The 19,421-nt window shown below is 36.3% G+C and carries 21 protein-coding genes, 1 pseudogene and 1 other annotated feature (1 of these 23 cut by a window edge); of the genes and pseudogenes, 7 read left to right on the top strand and 15 right to left on the bottom strand.

What is annotated here, in order from left to right; genetic code table 11:
* Nucleotides 1–16: 16 nt before the first annotated feature.
* Both EGX95_RS05170 and EGX95_RS05165 read left to right on the top strand, forming a co-directional pair.
* Nucleotides 17–1,558 (top strand): SagB family peptide dehydrogenase, encoded by a 1,542-nt coding sequence (locus EGX95_RS05170; RefSeq protein WP_001175521.1) that lies wholly within the window; start codon nucleotides 17–19, stop codon nucleotides 1,556–1,558.
* A gap of 92 nt (nucleotides 1,559–1,650) precedes the next feature.
* On the top strand, nucleotides 1,651–2,241 hold the full coding sequence (locus tag EGX95_RS05165; RefSeq protein WP_000025740.1) for a class I SAM-dependent methyltransferase: 591 nt from the start codon (nucleotides 1,651–1,653) through the stop codon (nucleotides 2,239–2,241).
* A gap of 32 nt (nucleotides 2,242–2,273) precedes the next feature.
* On the opposite strand, the gene EGX95_RS05160 is transcribed toward EGX95_RS05165, so the two are convergent.
* From EGX95_RS05160 to EGX95_RS05150, 3 genes are all read right to left on the bottom strand, one after another.
* Complete coding sequence (locus EGX95_RS05160; RefSeq protein ID WP_000996791.1) at nucleotides 2,274–2,684, bottom strand: DUF3908 family protein; 411 nt, start codon at nucleotides 2,682–2,684, stop codon at nucleotides 2,274–2,276.
* A 144-nt stretch (nucleotides 2,685–2,828) separates the two neighbouring features.
* Complete coding sequence (locus EGX95_RS05155) at nucleotides 2,829–3,320, bottom strand: GNAT family N-acetyltransferase (protein WP_000470981.1); 492 nt, start codon at nucleotides 3,318–3,320, stop codon at nucleotides 2,829–2,831.
* A gap of 102 nt (nucleotides 3,321–3,422) precedes the next feature.
* A complete protein-coding gene (locus EGX95_RS05150) occupies nucleotides 3,423–4,757 on the bottom strand; it encodes an FAD-dependent oxidoreductase (RefSeq protein ID WP_001110200.1) in 1,335 nt (444 codons plus the stop codon).
* 199 nt (nucleotides 4,758–4,956) lie between these two features.
* On the opposite strand from EGX95_RS05150, the gene EGX95_RS05145 reads away from it, so the two are divergent.
* Entirely contained in the window at nucleotides 4,957–5,388 is a 432-nt protein-coding gene (locus EGX95_RS05145; protein ID WP_000332405.1) for a hypothetical protein, read from the top strand.
* A gap of 42 nt (nucleotides 5,389–5,430) precedes the next feature.
* Here EGX95_RS05145 and EGX95_RS05140 read toward each other — a convergent pair.
* Both EGX95_RS05140 and EGX95_RS05135 read right to left on the bottom strand, forming a co-directional pair.
* Nucleotides 5,431–5,657 (bottom strand): annotated as a pseudogene (locus EGX95_RS05140) (YARHG domain-containing protein); the annotation flags it as partial.
* Between the two features lie 76 nt (nucleotides 5,658–5,733).
* Nucleotides 5,734–6,519: a zinc ribbon domain-containing protein gene (locus tag EGX95_RS05135; RefSeq protein ID WP_000649879.1), complete on the bottom strand. Its 786-nt coding sequence runs from the start codon at nucleotides 6,517–6,519 to the stop codon at nucleotides 5,734–5,736.
* 349 nt (nucleotides 6,520–6,868) lie between these two features.
* Between EGX95_RS05135 and EGX95_RS05130 the strand changes: the two genes are divergently transcribed.
* The 4 genes from EGX95_RS05130 to EGX95_RS05115 all read left to right on the top strand — a co-directional run bounded on the left by EGX95_RS05130 (nucleotide 6,869) and on the right by EGX95_RS05115 (nucleotide 9,969).
* Complete coding sequence (locus tag EGX95_RS05130; RefSeq protein WP_000424506.1) at nucleotides 6,869–7,702, top strand: hypothetical protein; 834 nt, start codon at nucleotides 6,869–6,871, stop codon at nucleotides 7,700–7,702.
* Nucleotides 7,703–8,225: 523 nt separating this feature from the next.
* Nucleotides 8,226–9,107, top strand: coding sequence for a DUF2599 domain-containing protein (locus EGX95_RS05125; protein WP_000838660.1), 882 nt, complete (start codon nucleotides 8,226–8,228; stop codon nucleotides 9,105–9,107).
* Between the two features lie 27 nt (nucleotides 9,108–9,134).
* Nucleotides 9,135–9,431, top strand: coding sequence for a hypothetical protein (locus tag EGX95_RS05120; RefSeq protein ID WP_000354355.1), 297 nt, complete (start codon nucleotides 9,135–9,137; stop codon nucleotides 9,429–9,431).
* Between the two features lie 106 nt (nucleotides 9,432–9,537).
* Nucleotides 9,538–9,969 carry a thioredoxin family protein gene (locus EGX95_RS05115; RefSeq protein ID WP_000738240.1) on the top strand — a complete coding sequence of 144 codons (432 nt, stop codon included), beginning with the start codon at nucleotides 9,538–9,540 and terminating at the stop codon, nucleotides 9,967–9,969.
* Between the two features lie 67 nt (nucleotides 9,970–10,036).
* On the opposite strand, the gene EGX95_RS05110 is transcribed toward EGX95_RS05115, so the two are convergent.
* The 10 genes from EGX95_RS05110 to trpE form a co-directional block, all read right to left on the bottom strand.
* A complete protein-coding gene (locus EGX95_RS05110) occupies nucleotides 10,037–10,720 on the bottom strand; it encodes a DUF2278 family protein (protein WP_001128585.1) in 684 nt (227 codons plus the stop codon).
* Nucleotides 10,721–10,810: 90 nt separating this feature from the next.
* Entirely contained in the window at nucleotides 10,811–12,310 is a 1,500-nt protein-coding gene (locus EGX95_RS05105; RefSeq protein WP_063246628.1) for an L-lactate permease, read from the bottom strand.
* Between the two features lie 116 nt (nucleotides 12,311–12,426).
* Nucleotides 12,427–12,786, bottom strand: coding sequence for a DUF4029 domain-containing protein (locus tag EGX95_RS05100; protein WP_000946149.1), 360 nt, complete (start codon nucleotides 12,784–12,786; stop codon nucleotides 12,427–12,429).
* Between the two features lie 74 nt (nucleotides 12,787–12,860).
* Nucleotides 12,861–13,637 carry a tryptophan synthase subunit alpha gene (gene trpA, locus EGX95_RS05095; protein ID WP_000537854.1) on the bottom strand — a complete coding sequence of 259 codons (777 nt, stop codon included), beginning with the start codon at nucleotides 13,635–13,637 and terminating at the stop codon, nucleotides 12,861–12,863.
* A 3-nt stretch (nucleotides 13,638–13,640) separates the two neighbouring features.
* Nucleotides 13,641–14,834, bottom strand: coding sequence for a tryptophan synthase subunit beta (gene trpB, locus EGX95_RS05090; RefSeq protein WP_001105011.1), 1,194 nt, complete (start codon nucleotides 14,832–14,834; stop codon nucleotides 13,641–13,643).
* Nucleotides 14,831–15,445, bottom strand: a complete 615-nt coding sequence (locus tag EGX95_RS05085; protein WP_000865103.1) for a phosphoribosylanthranilate isomerase — start codon at nucleotides 15,443–15,445, stop codon at nucleotides 14,831–14,833. The genes trpB and EGX95_RS05085 overlap by 4 nt, the downstream gene beginning before the upstream one ends.
* Nucleotides 15,442–16,203 (bottom strand): indole-3-glycerol phosphate synthase TrpC, encoded by a 762-nt coding sequence (gene trpC, locus EGX95_RS05080; RefSeq protein ID WP_000536686.1) that lies wholly within the window; start codon nucleotides 16,201–16,203, stop codon nucleotides 15,442–15,444. Before trpC ends, EGX95_RS05085 begins: the two co-directional genes overlap by 4 nt.
* 1 nt (nucleotide 16,204) lies before the next feature.
* A complete protein-coding gene (gene trpD, locus EGX95_RS05075; RefSeq protein ID WP_001067336.1) occupies nucleotides 16,205–17,230 on the bottom strand; it encodes an anthranilate phosphoribosyltransferase in 1,026 nt (341 codons plus the stop codon).
* Nucleotides 17,227–17,814 carry an aminodeoxychorismate/anthranilate synthase component II gene (locus tag EGX95_RS05070; protein ID WP_000636343.1) on the bottom strand — a complete coding sequence of 196 codons (588 nt, stop codon included), beginning with the start codon at nucleotides 17,812–17,814 and terminating at the stop codon, nucleotides 17,227–17,229. Before EGX95_RS05070 ends, trpD begins: the two co-directional genes overlap by 4 nt.
* On the bottom strand, nucleotides 17,811–19,229 hold the full coding sequence (gene trpE / locus EGX95_RS05065; protein ID WP_002080924.1) for an anthranilate synthase component I: 1,419 nt from the start codon (nucleotides 19,227–19,229) through the stop codon (nucleotides 17,811–17,813). The genes EGX95_RS05070 and trpE overlap by 4 nt, the downstream gene beginning before the upstream one ends.
* A gap of 52 nt (nucleotides 19,230–19,281) precedes the next feature.
* Nucleotides 19,282–19,421: a binding site (T-box leader), on the bottom strand (it continues 105 nt past the right edge of the window).

Here is a 19,421-nt window from a genome sequence, read left to right as displayed (position 1 = left end):
TAAAGGAGGGGATTTCATGCAACTAGATACTTTTTTACATCATCTCCATTTCTCTATCGATGAAATTATGCCAAATCATGAAATAGACTGGGAAGATGCACCGCTTCCTTATAAATTATATCGAAACTTACCTATTATCCCTCTCTCTTTAGAAATCCCATTATCTTTACCTAACTCTTCTACTACACCTACTTTGAAAGAGATTGGTCATTACCTTTGGTGTTCATTTGGTTTAACCCAGTTATGTCAGCTAAATAGCGAGAAAATTTTATTTAGAAGATCTATCCCTTCCGGCGGCGCTTTATATCCAAATGAATTGTATATATATTTAAAAATAGACGATTATCCAGACGGCATTTACCATTACGATGCCGCGCATCACCGACTTATCTTACTTCGCGAAGGAAATTTTGATTCTTACCTTACAGAAGCACTCGGCAATCGTTGTAACTTACATTCTTGTTTTGGTGCTGCATTCGTATCCACTATGTTTTGGAAAAACTACTTTAAATACAATAACTTTTCGTATCGGCTTCAAGGGTTAGATAGCGGTGTTCTCATCGGCCAATTACTGGAATGTGCCAAACAATTTTGTTACACAAATGGTGTATATTTTCAGTTTCTAGACCGTGCAATCAATCATTTACTCGGACTGTCAGAAGGAGAAGAAAGCGTGTATGCTGTCGTTCCTTTCAGTACAGAACCACAAACTGATTGGTTTCACAATGATTACCGTGAAAATAAAACAATTACTTCCCATGAGCTATTACAACAAATTCCGCCTTTAGCACATGAACATTTCGTTCGCTCAAAGCATGTAAATGAGTATCCGATGATAACAAAAATAAATGAGGCTTCTATGGTCGAATCGACAGCACAGTTCCAAACACTAGCTCATGAAGAGCACTATCAACATCATGCGCACGCTGTACAACTGCCGAAAGTAGAGCGTTTATCTTATGATTTCTTACAACTTTGCCGAAAACGGTATTCCCCTGATGCTGACTTTATTTTAACAAAATGGGATGCAGCCGAGCTCGCTACTTTACTACAAGAAGCGAGTCTCTCCTTCCCTTATTACAACGACCTTGATGGTCAGTATGTAAATGAAAAAGCGCGCGTCTCATTATATGGATGTTTCTATAATGTAAAAGATATAGAAAACGGGGCTTACACTTATAACAGTAAAACACATTCCATACAACCACTTCGATATGGAGATCTTCGTTATCCTCTTCAATCTAGTATGACGATGGATAACATAAACCTTTTTCAAGTACCGCTTTGCTTACATGTAGTCGGAAAGAAAGATTATTATACAAATGCATTAGGCTATAGAGGGTACCGTATTCATCAAATGGAAACAGGTATACTCGTTCACAAACTCGTTTTTGCAGCGACTGCGATGGGGATGGGCGGGCATCCTTTACTTAGTTTTGATACAAATTCATGTGATCAGTTGTACGGAATAGATGCTGGGAATGAAACGTCACTTATTCAAATTCCTGTTGGAGCTTATCGGGCGCGGAATTGGTTAAAAGGGGATTTGCGTAATTAAAAGCACGCCACTCATCGGCGTGCTTTTTTTAAAGGACTTACTTAATAAAAAGAGAAGTGAGTATATATTCTTACATAAAAGGAGAGTTTAACTTGAGCATTTTACAACGATTAATCCAGCAAGCAAAAAATCCTCGGGGGACAATTGGTTCTTCCATGCTTTGTATTATGAACAGTGCACATACGAGACTAACTAATTGGGCATTACAAAAAGTATATATAAAGAAAGAGGCAATTATATTAGATATCGGTTGTGGCGGCGGTAAAACGATACACACTCTTTCAAAACGAACTCCACTTGGAAAAATATACGGGATTGATTACTCCTATCAAGCTGTAAAAAATTCGATACAGACGAATATAAAAGATGTTCAAAAACAAAAAGTCATTGTTCAACAAGCAAGCGTTTCTTCTATTCCCTATCATACAAACTTCTTCGATCTCATTACCGCTTTTCAAACACACTACTTCTGGCCTGATGTGGAACAAGATATAAAAGAAGTATTTCGCGTCTTGCAACCGAAAGGATCCTTTTTATTAGTGGCTGAAACTTTCAAAATTCAATATCATATGGAGAAATGCAAAACGAATGAAGAATTAGTAAACCTATTTTATAAAACAGGATTTACAAGCGTGAAATGTTATGAAGAAAGAGGATGCCTTTGTGTAATAGGGACCAAGTAAAAAAACAGACCCTTTGAGGTCTGCTTTTTTTACTAGATTAATTTGAAAATGCTCTTTATTTGTCTCGCAAATAACCAGTTTTTCGTACCGTAGTTATCATTTAAACTATCTAAATGGATAGATTGTCCGTTAGCAAACTTTAATTCTAGCGTTGTATTTTTATCGTTTGTTTTTAAGTTACTATGTGTAATAGCATCATACTTTAATTTTTCAATCTCAATATACTCTTCTTTTTCTTGTCCAATCACGACATGGTCTTGGAAGAAGAACAATACTTCTACTTTCTTACCGAAACAAAATACATTTTTCGTATAAATTAATGTCGCATTATCAAGTCCGACGCATACTTCTTTCATCTCTTCAATAACGTGTCCAAAGTCTTCTTCCTGTCTTGCGTTTGATTCAGCAATCCATTCTTCGATTGTTTTCATGTTAATTGCCATACTGTGCCCCCTGGTTCGTTCATTGCTTTGTTTAAAAACTAAATACTATATGACAATATAAGCGATACGTACTATGTTTTCAAGGGTGAACGGTATATTCAAAATAAAGTTAAATTTCAAAGTAATATACTAGGAGCACCAATCTCATTGTATTTTAAACGTTTGCACGAGGCATTCTTCCTCATCGATTAACTGTATTTTCTCATCAAATTCGATGTTTAGTTCCCTATATACTTTCTTCCAAAAAGAAACGGCTGGTACATTTTTCACAAGTTCGATAACGAAATATTGTCCTCGTTTCTCTTTTAGCAAACTCTCAATAACTTGTTTACCGATTCCTTTTCCTTTGTACTGATTCAATATGAAAATGTCATTTATACCAAAATCGTTTTCCTTCTTCAAAAACGGACGTTCCAGTAGTAATAAAAATCCTACAATCTCATTATCACTTTTAATAAAATACGGAGTGATTCCATCATTTTCCCAGAACATATGTAAATCTTCGTATTCAAAAAATCCATTTGCTCCAATCGTTATATTAGGTGTGAACTTAGAGAGGTCATGTAGATATAGTGCGTACAAATTACGTAATATCTCTTTTTCTGATTCTTGAACTGCTTGAAGTGTTATAAACATTTTTAATGATCCCCCTTCCCTATATGTAACTATTTCCCAACCCTCTTCATTCGATAAAAATGATGATTACCCTTTAACGAAAAAAATAGCACTTAAAAAGTGCTATTCCGCTCGTCTTGCCGCTTGCTGAATTGGATCCCAAACGCTGTTATATGGTGGTGCATAACTTAAGTCCACATCTTCTAAATCGTGAATGCTCATTTTATTGAAGAGTGCCATTGCGATCACATCAATCCGTTTATCTACACCTTCTTCTCCAATTACTTGTCCACCTAATAATTGTTTCGTGTCAGAACGGTATAGTAATTTCAAGTAAAGTGGTTTCGCATTTGGATAATAGCCCGCCATATTTGTGGAATCTACTTTGACTGTTTTATACGGGATATGTAATCCTTTTGCTTCCTTTTCATTTAAGCCTGTTCTTGCGAGCGTCAAATTCATAAATTTAATAATGCCTGTACCCAACGTTCCTTTAAAAGCTCTTCGTTTATCCAGCATATTCAGTCCAGCAAGTCGCCCTTGTTTATTTGCAGTTGTTCCAATTGGAATATGATCATGAATTTCTTTTATAACGTGATAATGTGTCGCACAATCACCAGCTGCATATACGTCTTGCACATTCGTTTGCATATATGCATTTACCTCGATTGCCCCTTTATGATTTGTACGTATATTCGTTCCTTCAAGAAAATCAGTATTCGGCTTCACTCCGACAGATACTAGAACAAGATCCGCTTTATACGTACCTTTATCCGTTTCAACTGCTTCTACTCGTTCATTCCCTTTAAACGCTTTTACATTTTCATTCGTTAAAATTTCAATATGATGTTTATCTGCTTCTTTATGTATATACTCCGCCATATCCGCATCATAAATGGTACCAATATGATCATTTCGCTCAATCATTCTTACTTTTTTACCAAGTTCAACGAATGTTTCTGCCATCTCAAGCCCAATTGCACCGCCGCCAATAATAGTTACATCTTCAACTTTATTCGTTTCTAGCGTTTTTAATATGCGCTCAGCATCCGGAATTGTTTTTAAAAGATGAACGCCTTGTAAATCTCGCCCTTCCCATTCTGGCATAACAGGACGTACTCCGGTCGCAATTAATAAACGGTCATACGAAAATTCAAAGATATCTTTCGTCTTCGTATGCTCTGCGTATACCATTTTCTTTTCCGTATCTACTTTCGTTACTTCATGTCGTACTTTCGCATCAATTCCGTATTTATCACGAAACATCTTTACATTACGCGCGATTAACTTTTCCGTTGAAGCGATAGCACCACTAATGACATACGGTAACCCACACTGCGCGTACGAATAAATTTCACCTTTTTCTAACGTCACAACATTTGCATTTTCATCGTTTCTAACAATTTGCATCGCTGCACTCATACCAGCTGCATCTCCGCCAATAATGACATAGTTCACTTTACCACTCCTTCTTTTTTACATACTCTTTACGTTTTCCATATTTTATAGAAATAACACCTACTTCTATTGTAAAGAAAGAGAATTTCATCTTCAAATTTAGTGCACAAACCTATGCCTAAATAGGTAACCGTCGTGCCTTATAAACAACATGTTTAATATGCTATAACAGTAACAATTGAAAGTAGGTGAAACATACATGTGCGCCGGCCTTCTCGCCCAGCTTCCAGATGAACCGCAAGAACCAAAAGAACCGAAACCCGCCGTCTCACTTGACCAAGAATTTTCCATTAATGCAACAATATATAGCGCTCGTGCTTGGTTATCTAACGATGATACATTTGCGCAAGATATTTGGAAAGCTACCCAATTCGCTTCAGCATCACATGCTGGCAAGTCCATCTTTCCAGTCGGTTCTGTTAAAATTATAAACTTCTCTGATGATACAATTACTGTTATTGCTTCACCAGAATCAGATCATGCGCTCAAAATAGTCGTACCACCCCATTCCGAGGCAGCCCTAACGTCTGGTCCTTTATCACATATACAAGCTAGTACATCAGGAGGATCCAGTAAAGTCACATTTCTCTTTCACATCTTTTTCTCAAGAGATCCTGGTTCAGATAAATAACGATAAAAAGGTACAGCTGTGCACTGTACCTTTTTATCGTGTTTATTCTCTTGATTTAATGCGTTCAACATTATAAGATTCAATATCCGTTAGCTTTCCTGTATAATACTTGTTTTCTCTATACCAAGACTGCTTTGAAAAATATGTCCATGCCTTGCGTATATTTCGTTTCTCTCTATTTTCAATTGTTCTTTCGATAAGTATGTTAAGTCCCCACTCGTTAATTTTCGGATATCAATATCAGGAAAGATGAAGCCATTATATATATACTGAGGTTTTGACAAAATTGAACACCATCTTCAAAATGAGTGCCACACTTTGTACATACATTCATCCACCTTTTCGTTAGAAGCCAGTGAATCCCTGTGTAAAGGTTTGAATTATCGTGCTAATGTAAGACCACAGTACAATGAATGTTGCAATTCCAATTAAAACATTTGCGATAAGAAGTGTATAAATAAGGTCTAATCCGCCGTTATCTAGCTTTACTATAGCGACAATTATACTAATTGACATATACGTTGTAGCCAGCCCTAATAAGATTGGTAAGAAAAAGATTAATAAAAAGCTAAACAGAAAAGAAAGAACTAATATAGCAATAGCTGGTGTCGCTATCGTTCCCCACACACCGAATACTTCAAGAAATGAAAATGAAGATTTCATCATCTTTCCACTTACAAAAATAATAAATCCGACAAATAAAGTTAAAATTAGTAAAAATAAAAAGACCGTTACAGAGTCCCAAAAGAAATTAGGAGTCGTTATATCTAGTGCAAATGTTCTCGTAACAGCAGCTGCTGTGCTCATCATTCTATAAAAAATACATGCTCCTAAAAAACAAATAAGAACAAGACTTACAATTCCATTTCGCACTTCAACCTTGCCGCTTTTCATAATCGCTGTCGGTGCTTTGAAAGCATGTTTAAAAAACTGAAAATACCCACCCACAAATCGCTTCGCTTTCTCTACCGTTTCATTCGGACGAGTTTCCTTCGCTTGTGCTATGCGTACTTGTTGCTCACCTTCTTCCTGTGAACTACTCGCTACTGCCCCCTCCGTTAACGAATGTCCACAATTCCCGCAAAACTTTGCCTCTGCTCTATTTTCTGTATGACACGCCAGACATTTCATTCTCGCATTCCCCCCTTAAGCAGATACCATATAGGGTGTTACAAATTCAATATATGACTTTGTACATAAAACATGACTACAAGAAAAAGATTCTGAAATCCTCCTTCCGAAAGAAAATATATGTGCTAGCAATCTTGAAAAAAAATGCTATTATGAAACAGAATAAAGTGAAACTTTAATCAGTGGGGGTTTTCTTCATCCCCCACTGATTATTAGTTGAACCAATCGGACTTTTATGGGCAATTGATCCCCTATCTAACTTCTTTGCTTTCGCTGAATTTTGAGGTGGGGGTCTTACTGCCCATTAAAGTCGGATAAATAATGTTTCTAACAGATTGGATGACTGGCAATGGAATTGGTAAACTCAATTTTTCAAATACTCCTTACAAGCGTAATCCAATTATTTTCCTTAATTGGCGTTATCATTGTAATTGGATTTCTATTAGGCTATTTAGAATCTCTTACGCGCATGTATTGGTCGAGAGCTTTTGGAAGAAAAGGATTCCTATTAACGGCTTGGATCGGTGTTCCGATTCACGAACTTGGACATGCCATTATGTGCGTACTGTTCCGTCATAAAATTGTGGCGACTCAGTTCTTCCCAACAGATACAAGTCAAGGGGCCTTAGGTTATATACAACATCAATACAATCAAAAAAGTGTGTATCAACGAATTGGGAATTTCTTTATCGGCATTGGGCCTATTATTTCTGGTATTACTGCATTAATCCTTTTAATGCGCTATTTCGTACCAGAATCATATTTTTTATTTCATACAACTCTCGAAAAAACAATCGCTACTACTTCTATTAATGTAGAAATGGTTCAAAACATGCTCTTGTCGACGTTTGTATTATTGAAAAGCTTATTTACAATCGGCAATTTATTGAATCCTTCCTTTTGGTTATTTTTATTTATCGCCATTTGCATTTCCGCACATATCGCTTTAAGTAAACCAGACATTAAAGGATCAATAGACGGTGTTGTCGTCATGTTTATCGTGTTATTTTTATTCAACATAATAGCAGGACTGTTTCAATACGACAGTAATCAGCTAATTGGACAGGTTATGAAATATAATATGTATCTCATTGCGTTTTCTAGTGTGGCACTGCTGTTCTCTTGTCTTTCTACACTCGTTAGTTTTTCGTTTTATAAAATAAGAAGAGGGCGTTCTTTTTGAACGCCCTCTTCTTATTCTCTCAAGATGATTAATGAATTTTTCTCCTATATTCTTTATTTCACCACTAATAACTAGCTTTTGTACATGAGCAACTATTCCAACTAAATTCTTAAGAATAAACGGGCTGTTCACCTAATGGAAATATTAAATTCTTCCTTTCAAATACTATTCTATACACCAATAATAGGCTCAAGAGAAAACTATTTACTTACGTAAAAGCACATCAATATCTTTCTTGAATTTCAAAATACAAATTATTGAAGAGATTGGATATATATTAAAGACCTCGTCATTCCCATAGGATGATGAGGGTTTTTATGCAAATAAAGACACCCTATGGTGCCTTCCGCTCTATATTCGTTTTACCACTTATTTAAATATAACTAATTATAAACCTCATTAAATTTCTAAATGTTTACAATAAAATTATATCGAAAAAACGCACAAATAACTAGACTTGTAATTAAAATTCATTAATTATAATATACAAATGTAATCAAGAAAGAAAAGAGAAGGTGATTGTATGAAAAGTTTAAAAGTTTTTACAACAGGTGTTGTATTGGCTACTTCATTTGCAACATTTAATAATGAAGTAAATGCAGGAGTACAAAATACAAATCAGAAATTTATCGATATAGAATCTATTGATAAATGGGTTGGAGAAAACCAATTAGTAGCTGAGGAAGGAAATGTATTTGGAGTAGGAAAGCCTAGTTTGCAACAAAAATCAGTAAATACTTATTCTAAAGGTGATACACTAGATTATAAGATCGAAAAGAAGGGTAATAGTATTGAGCAAACAATTACTTTAGCGCCTGAAGATACGAACGCTACTATTGAAATTCCATTTGACTTCCAAGATGGAGAGTATATTCAACTTATTAAAGATGAATATGGCAACTTCAATGGGGCTGGTAACGTTTATAATAAAGAAAATGAATCAATTGCTTTATTATATACGCCACAAATAAAATCTGAACTAGGTGCTACAATCCATGCAGAAGTTTCTAAAGGGAATGTGTTGCAGTTACATGTGGAAGCTAGTGAAGCAAAGGAACCAGTTACAGTGGCTATGAAAGCAAGTGTAAAATATTACAAAGATTATTTCTCAGGTGCTAAGTGGATAACGCGCGATGGTATGATATCACTAAGCATTACGCATAAACCATATTTAACATCTGGAAAAAACAATGCAGAAGTTCTTTCTAGAAGGCATGATAGTTGGGTTAAGTTAAAAGCTGTTCATTCTGGAAATAGTAAATGGAAGAATGAATCAGGATTAAAGAAACAGTATGATTGTCATCATGATACCATTGGTAGTAAGAAAAACCCTTGGAATATTGAACCAAGTAGGCCAAATGTAAGTTATCCACAGACGCTTTTAGCAGCCTGCAATCCAAGTTAAATCTATATTATTTTAGGAGGAATATACTTGGATATTCAAATTTTCACAGAATTAAGACCCGTATTTAAGGTGCTGATTGGTATCTTAATAGCTCTTTCGTATTTAATTTTGATAAATTGTAAAAAAATCAATACTCTATATGTATTTAGTATTTCTGGGATTTGTATATTGATAGCGGGTCTCTTATATGTAATGTCTGGATTTATAGTAGATGAATACCAAGTTGAGATAGATGGAACAAGCTTATATATGATATTTACTATATTTATTTTGGGTGTTTTAAATGTTTTATTTTATATATTCAAAAATAGAACAAGTGAGTGAATGTATGATATATGATTAATAAATGAGGAGCTTCCTAGAAATTCACTTATGGGTGGCTCTTCATTTTTCAAAAGGAATCAATATATTTAGCAAAAGTGGTGTAACGATGAAAAAAATGATACTGTTTAGTCTTGTAATCATTTCAATTCTGTCTGGTATATTTTTTGTGCAAAAAGGGAATAAAAATCAGGAACTTGAAGTTAGTAAGATACAGGACGGGAATTATTATCAAAATTCGATTTCAATTAAACAACTAAAGGCAGACCTAATTAATAATGAAAAGCATGTTATATATTTTTATAAGGAAGGTTGCCTATACTGTGAGCAAGTTAGCCCAATTATTGTACCAATGGCAAAAGATAAAAATATCCCAATGAAAGTAATAAATTTAGGGGAATACCCTATAGAGGAATGGGATAATTTTAGGATAGAAGCAGTCCCTACAATCGTTGAGTATAGAAACGGGAAAGAAAAAAATAGAATTGAGGGAGCGCACAGTGAAACATCTTATAAAGAATGGTTTAATATTATAAGATAAAATACTGGTTGCCATATATCTTATTTACAACGAAAAGAGCCAGTTCATATCGAACTAGCTCTTTTCATCAGTTATTTCCCTTATAATCACAATGCTCAACAGGCACACGAGCATGCCCTTCTTCATCGGTACACCATGACTGTGATTGGAATGCAAGAAAGATACCAATCCATTCTTCTTCCTTTTCAAAGTGAATGAGTATTCCTCCGTCTTGCCATATACCATTATCACCTTTCCATTTTTCTACATTCCCTTGATTCATGTGAATATCGTGTATCCCGTTTCCTGGTTCGAAATGAAAGTAAGAATCGGGTGTATTTTCTTCTGGTCCCCATCTTTCACCGAACGCGTAAATAATTGCTTTTTCTTCTATTGCTTGTTTTATATAACGTTCTATTTTTTCATTTAAATCATTATCCACTCCTGCTTTTTCAGCAGGTAAAGGAATCATTTGCTTGGAATCAAATAAATTACCTCTTACGTAGTCTAAAGCTACTTTCGGTTCATTGTTTTTTATTTCTGTAAAACCAAATGGCAATGTCGGTAAAATATGAATCGCCTCTGACCGAATATTGTCGCTTGCAAAATATAAAACTTCTGACGGATAACTTTGCGACTTTACGTTAATTGCAATACGATAATCTACTTCTGCTTCACCTTGTAAATGAACTTGATAATGAGGAGTTTTCCCTTTTCCGATTTTAGATTGTATAACTGTACCTTTTAACACGCCGTAGTTTTTTAGGGGCATACATTTCATCTCCTATTCATTTAGTAGAAGCTTTTCATATTTAAAACATTATCCACTCATAACAAAAATCCTCCTATGTCAGGAGGATTTTTAATTTCTCAACATATACCAAACAACAACCTCTACCACTATAAGCAACACCGCACCAAAAATCATTAACGTCGTCTTCTTTAATAGTTCATTTTCACGATACGGAATGTTACATAAATACGCACCTAGTGTAATCCGTGACGGGCAAGCGATCGTCGCTACTGATGATGCGGTGTTTTGCAATGTTGTGACGTATTGCCACGGGAGTGCTACATTTTGCGCCGTTTGCATTTGTAGTTTTATGAACATCGCATTTGAGCTTGCATTACTACCTGTTAAAAAGCCACCGATACCACCGATAAACGGAGCAACGAAAACGAAAAATGTTCCAAATGTTTCACCAGCCGTTTTTGCAAGTAATGAATGCATGCCAGATGCACCCATTAATTCTGAAATGGCGATAAACATTGTCGTCGTAATCGCAAAAGGAATCCATTGTTTGATCGTTTGTGAGAGTGATTGTTTAATAATATTAGACGGGATGCGGAAGAAAATAATAGTAAATAAGCAAGTCATACCGAGCCAAAATCCTGGTGAATATAGTAACTCTAGTTTGTAAGAGTATGATTTCAAATCAAGAACCGCATATGATCTGAACAAATCATGTAATGCTGGAACGAGGCGAGAAAGTAAAATACAAACTGTTAGAAATATATAAGGGCTAATAATTTTTATAATAGATACTTCTCTCTCCGTTGCAGCCGCATGCTCTGTTATAAGATTTTGCCCACTTTTTCCTTTTAATTTAATGATAAGAAAGCCAAATGTAATCGTAATGATAGAACTTAGTATACCTGCTAGTTCAACACTTACGTATGCGTTAGAAAGATAGATTCCGAGAGAAAATAATAGAAAGAAACCGAATCCTTCCTTCCACTTTTCAATAACAGCCTGCCAGCCACCAACAACATGTAAAGAAAGAATGACGAAATAAGCAAATATCGGGATACTTAATAGCGCTGTATTTGTACCAAGTGTTGTAAGAGGCATATTGATAAGCTGCGAACCGATAATCGTACCAGTTGCCATCGCCCCCCATGAACTAGCTAGTAAGCCGATAAACGAGAGCAGTACAGCTTGGAACGGTTTATAACCTAATGAAAGAAAAATAGGTGCTGCAACCATAAAACCAATTCCGAATCCACTTACCGATTCAATTAGTGGGCAAATACCAAAGCACATAAGAAGCATTTGTAATAAACGATCTTGCGTCACTTCTTCTAAAAAACGCGCTACTTGGTCGATGTACCCCATTTTGTTCATGAGGTGAAATAAAAAAATACCGAAAAATAAAACGTACCCGACAATAAAACAAATTAACCATCCTTTAATCGTTGCGTGCACAGTTTCACTTATCCCTAATTGAAACATTGGCGAGAGTAAAACGATTCCAACAGACACAGCATAAGAAATTAACGAGGACCTTAATGACGTTTGTTTAAATAAAAATAAACAAATGAAAATCATCATAATTGGGATAAGTGCCAACAATATGGCCATGTTATCATCTCTTTTCATTAAAAATACAATTTTTAACTATTATATAACAGATGACATAAATTTCAATTGTTTTTGCAACAGATTTAAAAAAGGAGCCATTTAGCTCCTTTTTTGAATCAGTCCCATTTTCTCTTATCTTGAAAAACCCTCTGCTGCCTGATTATTTTGTCTAACACAACAAACACAATATAAGCACATATGACTTGCAATACAACATTCCCAAATTTTATTAATTCAAATGAATGGATACATCGGAATAATTCATTTAATAATACAATCGAAACGACACTAAATAATTCTATACTAATCGAAAATATACATATTTCTAAAATAGATTGCTCTTGAATGCGATTTAAGTTGGAAAAGATGAATACATATCCTAAAAATAGAGCCATCAATTCTATTTTCGTCATGCTAATGAGCCAAGCGTATAGTGGTACAGTTAAAAGAAGATATAGTAGTTTACGTCTTAGCATGCTTTCTCACCCTTTAAATTATATGTATTTTCTGTATATTTTAACATTTATTTCGTAAAACAAAAAGAAGAGACTTATGCCTCTTCTTTTTGTTTTGTTGCCTGTATGAATTCACATATTTCTTCTCGTTTTTCATTTTCTAACAGTTCAATAATTTTACTTCCAACGACAACCCCGTCACATATTGTAATCATTTCTTCTACATGTTCCTTTGTTGAAATACCGAACCCTGCTACTACCGGTAAATTTGTATGTGATTTTACTTTTTCTAAGTAACTATGAATCTCCTCTTTAAAGTTTTGACGTACGCCTGTTACGCCTGCTACTGTAACAGCGTAGACGAACCCTTCTGATTCACTCGTAATTTTCTCGATTCGCTCAATTGGGCTCGTAACGGTAACGAGTGGGATTAAAGCGATATTTGCAGTTCGGAGAAGCGGTGCAATAATATCTTGTTCTTCATACGGTAAGTCTGGAACGATAATACCGTCCACACCTGCTTCTAAGCATCTCTCAATGAAGTGTTCTTTTCCGAATGCAAGTACTGGATTTAAGTATGTCATGAGTACAAAAGGAATTTGTACTTCTTTTCTTACTTCTGCTAACGCTTGAAAAATGCCCTTTAATGTTACACCGCCATCTAGCGCTCGTTTCCCTGCTCTTTGAATCGTTGGGCCATCTGCGACTGGATCTGAAAACGGGATACCAATTTCAACGATGCTTGCTCCTGCTTCATCAAGAAAACGAATTCTTTCTTTTAATTTTTCAAGGCCACCATCTCCGCCCATTACGTACGGAATAAATGCTTTCTTGCCATTTTCAAATGCTGCTTTCATTTTTTCTACTCCCATTGTTTACACCTCTTCCATATAACGTTTTATACTCTCTACATCTTTATCACCGCGGCCAGATAAACAAATGACAAGCCCTTCGTCTTTCTTCATTTGCGGCGCTAATTTTAAAGCGTACGCGACAGCATGCGAGCTTTCTAACGCCGGGATAATTCCTTCTTTTTTCGTTAATAATTGAAATGCTTCTAACGCTTCATCATCAGTAATGGAATGATAAGAAACGCGGCCAATATCTTTTAGCAAGCTATGTTCTGGCCCAACACCAGGGTAATCAAGTCCCGCCGAAATAGAGTGAGCTTCTTGAATTTGTCCTTCTTCATTTTGCAGAAGATACATCATCGATCCGTGGAGAACGCCAACGCTTCCTTTCGTTAAAGTAGCTGCATGCTTTTCTGTATGAACTCCTTTTCCAGCTGCTTCTACGCCGTAAAGAGCAACTTCTTCATCGTGTACGAACGGATAAAACATACCCATCGCATTACTACCACCGCCAATACAAGCAACGACTGCTTCTGGTAACTTTCCTTCTAATGCTTCATATTGTTTTTTCGTTTCATTTCCAATTACACTTTGGAAATCACGGACAATTTGCGGGAATGGATGTGGTCCGAGAACAGATCCCATAATATAGTGCGTATCATGCACGTGTGAAACCCAGTAACGAAGTGCCTCGTTTACCGCATCTTTTAATGTACCGCTACCTGCAGCTACACTTTCTACTTTCGCTCCGAGTAATTCCATTCGGAACACATTTAATTTTTGACGTCTTACATCTTCTTCTCCCATAAAAATGACGCATTCTAATCCGAGTAGAGCACATACAGTAGCTGTTGCAACTCCGTGTTGTCCAGCTCCTGTTTCAGCGACAACTTTTTTCTTGCCCATTCGCACCGCAAGAAGTGCCTGACCGATTGTATTATTAATTTTATGAGCTCCTGTATGGTTCAAATCTTCACGTTTTAAATAAATCTTTGCACCACCGCAATACTCCGTCATATTCTCAGCGAAATAAAGCGGCGTTTCTCTTCCGACATACGTTTTTAAATAATGATTTAATTCCTTTTGAAACTCTTCATCTTCCATTGCCTCTTTATATGCTTCTTCTAGTTCTAATACAGATTGCATTAACGTTTCTGGAACGTATCGTCCTCCGTATATACCGTAGTGACCTTTTTCATCTGGATATGCGTAGTTCATTTAGAACACTCCTTCGCTTTTATAATAAATTGTTTTATTTTCTCTACATCTTTCTTTCCTTCTGTCTCTACTCCGCTGCTCACATCGACCATATATGGCCGAACAGTTCGAATTGCTTCTTCTATATTAAGAGCATTTAATCCACCAGCTAATATCGTTTTCTCTCGCAACTTTTTTGACATATGTGCGAGTAGTTCCCATGAAAATTTCTTTCCATTTCCTCCGTAAAACCTTTCTTTTGGGCTATCAAACAATATATAATCCGTTTTATATGCTTGAGCATTTTTCATATCAATCTCTGAAGTTACTCCGAGCGCTTTTATAGACGGAATATTCAATCTTCTAATCTGATGATTATCTTCGTCCCCATGTAGTTGCACATGTGTTAACCCGCAATTCTCTGTAATTTTCTGGATTACTTCTACTGATTCATTTACGAAAACACCGATTTTTAACACGTTGGCTGGAAGTTCCTGAATGATTTCTTTCGCTAGCCCTGGAGTAATTTTTCTCTTACTTTCTGCAAAAACAAATCCGAGTGCATCAGCTCCGTATTCGCAAGCACGTTTTGCTGTTTCCATATCAGTGATCCCGCAAATTTTCACTTTCATATGTTCACCTTACAATCTTCAAAAAAGGTATGAATAGAAGACGATGTCATAAGCGCTTCTCCAACTAGTACACCTTTTGCCCCAGCTCGTTTAACGCGGATCATGTCTTCTTTTGAATGAACCCCGCTCTCACTAATCCAAAGTAATTTCTCCTCATTTAATCGTTTTCCAAGCTTTTCTGTTTGACTTAAATCGACTTCGAATGTTTTTAAATTACGGTTGTTAATACCGATAACGTGCGGATTGAATTGAATTGCAATTTCTAATTCCTGTTCATCATGAACTTCAACAATCGCTTCTAACCCTTTTTCTAGTACGTAGCTATACAACTCTTTTAATTTCTCTTTCGTTAACGCCGCTACGATTAGTAAAATAATATCTGCACCAGCTTCATACGCTCTATCAATTTGAATCTTATCGATTATGAAATCTTTACATAAAAGCGGAATGCTACTTTCTTCTCTTGCCGTTTGTAAATCATAAAATGATCCTTTAAAAAATTGACCGTCTGTTAAAACAGAAACTGCACCAGCGCCGCATTCTTCATATGCCTTCACTTGTTTTCGTACATCAACATGTAAATTAATATCTCCTTTTGATGGTGATGCTCGCTTTACTTCTGCAATGACAGTAAATTGCTCTAGAGCCTTTACAAGTGAGCGCGTTTTTCTTTTTTCTTTTACTGGTGTATATGTTTCATATAATGCCGCAACTTCCTTTTTCTTTTGATCTACAATTTTGTCTAAAATCGTCCCCACTTTAATTCACCCTTTCTAATTTTTCGTTACTTGCTGCAATTAATAAGTTTAGTTTCGCTAATGCTTTTCCAGAGTCAATGCTATGTGCTGCGAGTGTTATTCCTTCTTCAATCGTCTTTGCTTTTCCATTTGCGAAAAGAGCAAGCCCTGCATTGAATAAAACAGTATCACGGTAAACACTCTTTTCTCCGCTTAATACTCCGAGCGTAATCTTTGCATTTTCTTTCGAATTCCCTCCTCTAATCTCTTCGTTTTTCACTATTGAGAATCCATATTTCTCAGGTTCAATACTCGTTTCTACTATTTCATTATCTTTTAAAATGACAACATGATTTTCTCCTTGCAATGATGCTTCATCTAAAAACCCACTTCCGTTTACGACAAGTGCTTGTTTTCTTCCTAGTTTCTGTAGTACTTGCGCAACTGGTAGTAACATATCTCGTTTATAAATGCCGACAAATTGTGTTTCTAAATTCACCGGATTCGTTAACGGTCCAATTAAGTTAAAGATCGTCGGAACGTTTAATTCTTTTCTTATTTTCATAATGCGCTTTAATGCTGGATGCATCGCTGGTGCGAATAAAAATGCGATTCCGACATGCTCTAATAAATAATCAATTTCGTTTGGCGTACTACTAATATTTACACCGAGTTCTTCTAATAAATCTGCACTTCCTGTTTTACTAGAAACAGCACGATTACCATGTTTTGCAACCTTTACGTCAGCTCCTGCCAGTACAAATGCTGATGTTGTGCTAATATTAAACGTTTGGGCACCGTCACCACCTGTCCCGCAATTGTCCATCGCGCCTTGTATATGATTCGAAAACGGTAATGCCTTTTCGCGAAGAGCTCGAACGAGACCGTATATTTCTTCTGCCGTTTCACCTTTCGCTTTCAGTAAGACTAAGAAAGCTGCAATTTCACTTTCCAATATGTTTTCATTTAATAAAAGAAGCCCCGCTTTATACATTTCCTCTTCTGTTAAATGTTGTCCCTCCACCAATTTACGAAGATAGTTATTCATACTCTTTCCTCCTCTTTCACTTCGCCTAAAAAGGCACGTATTAACTTTCCGCCTTCTTCTGTCGCGATTGATTCCGGATGAAACTGTAATCCGAAGAGCGGATAATAATTGTGACGAACTGCCATTATTTCTCCATCGTCCATCGCTGTCGCTAATATGTCAAAACACTGTGGCAAGCTCGTTTGTGCTGCAACAAGAGAATGGTAGCGCATCGCTGTTAGCGGCTGCGTCACATATGAAAAGATTGACGTTCCGTTATGTTTCACACGCGATGTTTTTCCGTGTTTAATGCGCTCTGCTCTTACAATCTCTCCTCCAAACGCTGATATAATTGCTTGATGACCAAGGCAAATACCTAATATGGGAACGTTCTTATAAAAATGATGAATCACTTCAATACAAATGCCAGCATCCTCTGGTTTTCCTGGTCCTGGTGAAAGCACAATTCCTTTCGGCTTCATTTCTTCTAATTGTTCTATCGTTATTTGATCATTTCTTACGACAACAATCTCTTCTTCGTATTCGCCTAATAGTTGATACAAGTTATATGTGAATGAATCATAATTATCGATCAGTACAATCATTTCATTACCTCCAATAGCGCTCTCGCTTTATTTAATGTTTCTTCATATTCAGCTACTGGATCTGAATCGTAAACGATACCCGCTCCTGCCTGAACGTATGCTTTTTCATCCTTTACGACCATCGTTCGAATGGCGAGCGCCATATCAATATCTCCTGAAAAACTAACATATCCAACTGCACCGGCGTACACATTTCTTTTTTCATTCTCTAGCTCATTTATAATTTCCATCGCTCTAATTTTCGGAGCACCTGATACCGTCCCCGCTGGTAAGCAATACGCTAATGCATCAAATCCGCTCATTCGTTTTCGCAATGTTCCGTAAACTTCAGATACAATGTGCATAACGTGAGAATATTTTTCTACTTTCATATATTTATCTATCGTAACTGAGCCGATTTCACTCACTCTACCAATATCATTTCGCCCTAGATCTACAAGCATCATATGCTCCGCTCGCTCTTTCTCATTTTCTAACAGTTCTTTTTCAATCTCCGTATCTTCCTCCTTCGTTTTCCCTCTCGGTCTCGTACCGGCAATTGGATTCGTCATTACTTTATCCTCCCTTACCGATAACAAACTTTCTGGCGAAGAACCGAGTACAACATAATCTTGAAAATCGATATAAAACATATATGGTGATGGATTGGCAATTCGAAGTTTTCGATATAACGCGAATGGATCTCCAATACATTCGCTTTGCAAACGCTGAGATAATACAACTTGAAATATGTCCCCGGCCCCGATATGTTCTTTCGCCGTTTCTACCATCACGCAAAATTCTCTTTCCGTTATAGAAGAAGTGAATGATAATGTTGATCTTATTTCAGCTACTTCCGCTTCTTCTCCCTGTAGCACTTCCTCTTTGTATACTTGCAGCCTTTCGTATACTTCTTCATAATCTGCTGAATCATCTTCCCTGCATACATATACAAACGACAACTTTTGGCGTAAGTGGTCATACACGATAAACTCACGGTATAGTAAAAGGTGTACTTCTGGAATATTCAATGGATCATGTAAATCTGCTCCAATGTTTTCATATTGCCGAATGACATCATAGCCAATATATCCAACTGCTCCCCCGCAAAATAGAAAAGGACTATCTACCTGAGCTGACGCGATTATTTCTTCTAACACTTGTAGTACGTTACTTTGCAACTTTTCTGACCTGTCGTAAATCGTTCGTTCCACTTCTGTACCAGCACTTTTCACTTCCCCATACGGATTACAACCTAAGTAAGAATAGCGCCCTTTATCTTGATGAAGCTGTGAGCTTTCTAATAAAAATTTCTTCTTCCCTTTCATACGTCTATATAAAGAAATTGGCGTAATGCTATCTCCTTCTTCTTCAACAATTACTAAAAATGTTTTTCTTTGTTCTTTCTGTTTTATAAATTCCTCTTTTGTCATCATGCCTTTCACCTCATCCTGAAAAATAAAAAAGTCCCCTACATATCGAAAATATGTAGAGGACGATAAATATACCGCGGTACCACCTCGTGTTGGATGCAAAAGCATCCCGCTTTGTTCAGGTACAAAATTTATACCTTATCCTTGTAACGGCGGAACCCGGGTTGCCTACTGAAAATAATTGTTCAGCATACC

This window comes from Bacillus sp. FDAARGOS_527 (assembly GCF_003812125.1).
Classification (GTDB): Bacteria; Bacillota; Bacilli; order Bacillales; family Bacillaceae_G; genus Bacillus_A; species Bacillus_A paranthracis.
This window is presented reverse-complemented; position numbering and strand designations above follow the sequence as displayed.